Here is a 1,268-nt window from a genome sequence, read left to right on the forward strand (position 1 = left end):
CAAATCGATAGTCTGGTGACGATCGCGAAGAGGTCACACCCGTTCCCATGCCGAACACGGAAGTTAAGCTCTTCAGCGCCAATGGTAATTGGGGGCTTCCCCCTGTGAGAGTAGGACGTCGCCGGGCTTACATATCGGAGGATTAGCTCAGCTGGGAGAGCACCTGCCTTACAAGCAGGGGGTCGGCGGTTCGATCCCGTCATCCTCCACCATTTTCATTAGTAACACATGAACTGAGTAATATTATTTTACTTCGCTGGCCTAGCTCAATTGGTAGAGCAACTGACTTGTAATCAGTAGGTTGGGGGTTCAAGTCCTCTGGCCAGCACCACTTTTACGAGCCATTAGCTCAGTCGGTAGAGCATCTGACTTTTAATCAGAGGGTCGAAGGTTCGAGTCCTTCATGGCTCACCATTTTCTTTAATAATATAATATTGCGGGTGTGGCGGAATTGGCAGACGCGCTAGACTTAGGATCTAGTGTCCTTGCGACGTGGGGGTTCAAGTCCCTCCACCCGCACCACATGCGGAAGTAGTTCAGTGGTAGAACACCACCTTGCCAAGGTGGGGGTCGCGGGTTCGAATCCCGTCTTCCGCTCCATGATGCCGGGGTGGTGGAATTGGCAGACACACAGGACTTAAAATCCTGCGGTAGGTGACTACCGTGCCGGTTCAAGTCCGGCCCTCGGCACCATTTTCGAAACAGAATAAGTTCATATAAAGTGCGCCCGTAGCTCAATTGGATAGAGCGTCTGACTACGGATCAGAAGGTTAGGGGTTCGACTCCTCTCGGGCGCGCCATAAAACGGGAAGTGGCTCAGCTTGGTAGAGCACCTGGTTTGGGACCAGGGGGTCGCAGGTTCAAATCCTGTCTTCCCGACCATTTGATTGTCATGGGGCCTTAGCTCAGCTGGGAGAGCGCCTGCCTTGCACGCAGGAGGTCAGCGGTTCGATCCCGCTAGGCTCCACCAAAAAAAACTATTGACAATAAATCGGCAGGGTGCTATAATTAATTCTTGTCGGTTAAAGAAATGCGACAAACCAGCTCTTTGAAAACTGAACAAAAGCCAAGCGTGAAACGGGTCTTTTTTAAAAAGAACCCAAAATCAATTTCGATTTACATTTAATGAGCAATCAAACACTTTATTGGAGAGTTTGATCCTGGCTCAGGACGAACGCTGGCGGCGTGCCTAATACATGCAAGTCGAGCGGACCAACGAGGAGCTTGCTCCTCAGAGGTCAGCGGCGGACGGGTGAGTAACACGTGGG

At 51.3% G+C, this 1,268-nt stretch carries 9 tRNA genes and 2 rRNA genes; all 11 read left to right on the forward strand.

Annotated elements, in window-relative coordinates:
• Positions 1-11 precede the first annotated feature (11 nt).
• Positions 12-127, forward strand: a 5S ribosomal RNA gene (rrf, locus tag KOL94_RS24835).
• A gap of 9 nt (positions 128-136) precedes the next feature.
• Positions 137-212, forward strand: a tRNA-Val gene (locus KOL94_RS24840).
• A gap of 43 nt (positions 213-255) precedes the next feature.
• A tRNA-Thr gene (locus tag KOL94_RS24845) sits at positions 256-331 on the forward strand.
• Positions 332-338: 7 nt separating this feature from the next.
• Positions 339-414: transfer RNA gene (locus KOL94_RS24850), tRNA-Lys, on the forward strand.
• A gap of 22 nt (positions 415-436) precedes the next feature.
• Positions 437-522 (forward strand) — tRNA-Leu (locus tag KOL94_RS24855).
• 3 nt (positions 523-525) lie between these two features.
• Positions 526-600: transfer RNA gene (locus KOL94_RS24860), tRNA-Gly, on the forward strand.
• Between the two features lie 4 nt (positions 601-604).
• A tRNA-Leu gene (locus KOL94_RS24865) sits at positions 605-693 on the forward strand.
• Between the two features lie 30 nt (positions 694-723).
• A tRNA-Arg gene (locus KOL94_RS24870) sits at positions 724-800 on the forward strand.
• Between the two features lie 5 nt (positions 801-805).
• Positions 806-882: transfer RNA gene (locus tag KOL94_RS24875), tRNA-Pro, on the forward strand.
• Positions 883-894: 12 nt separating this feature from the next.
• A tRNA-Ala gene (locus KOL94_RS24880) sits at positions 895-970 on the forward strand.
• Positions 971-1,142: 172 nt separating this feature from the next.
• Positions 1,143-1,268 (forward strand): 16S ribosomal RNA (locus KOL94_RS24885); the annotation flags it as partial.

The organism is Alkalihalobacillus sp. TS-13 (assembly GCF_019720915.1).
Classification (GTDB): Bacteria; Bacillota; Bacilli; order Bacillales; family Fictibacillaceae; genus Pseudalkalibacillus.